We start from the raw sequence: 578 nt of genomic DNA, 5'->3' as shown, positions 1-578 counted from the left end.
GGCGCTGCCACCGCGCCGACGAGGCGGTCGAGGCAGTTCGCGTTGCCCTTTGAAGGACTCCAGGAAGAAGGTTTCATCTGCTTCAACAATGCCTGACGCGTGCTGGGCCTGGTGATCGGCAATCCGAGAAAGAAACCTATGTCGCCACAGGAAAGCTGTGTTTTTGCTGACGCCACAATGAACGGCGGCCTTGCGCACGCTCAGGCTCTGGGTCAGTGCGTCCGCATAGTCTTGCCAGAGATGGCGCTTTCTCAGTCGCGCCATTGGGGTGCCCGTCAGGGCATTGCTGGTTTTGCCGCAAACCTTGCAGCGGTATCGCGGCAAGTCACCACTGGAACCCCAGGGGCGCAGTTCCCGCGATTGACAATGCGGGCAATGGCTTGGGGCCTTGATTGCGTCCTGCCAGTGCCTGGCAGCTGGCAAGAGCTTGGATCTCAACTGGTCGCGTTGCTCTGGGTTGAGGCTGGAGAGCTGTGCCATCCACCGCGAAAACTGAACCGCTTTCATGATAGATCCCTCATGCTGGGAAAGATCACGATTCAGTTTAGACCACTGCAACAGATAACTCAGACAGAGCC

General features: G+C 58.3%; 1 pseudogene. It reads right to left on the bottom strand.

Annotation, left to right across the window (positions count from 1 at the left end):
- Window positions 1-507: pseudogene (locus PSOLE_RS23465) on the bottom strand (IS1595-like element ISAchd1 family transposase); the annotation flags it as partial.
- Between the last annotated feature and the right edge of the window lie 71 nt (window positions 508-578).

The sequence above is a fragment of the Pseudomonas oleovorans subsp. oleovorans genome, from assembly GCF_002197815.1.
Lineage (GTDB): Bacteria > Pseudomonadota > Gammaproteobacteria > Pseudomonadales > Pseudomonadaceae > Aquipseudomonas > Aquipseudomonas oleovorans.
This window is presented reverse-complemented; position numbering and strand designations above follow the sequence as displayed.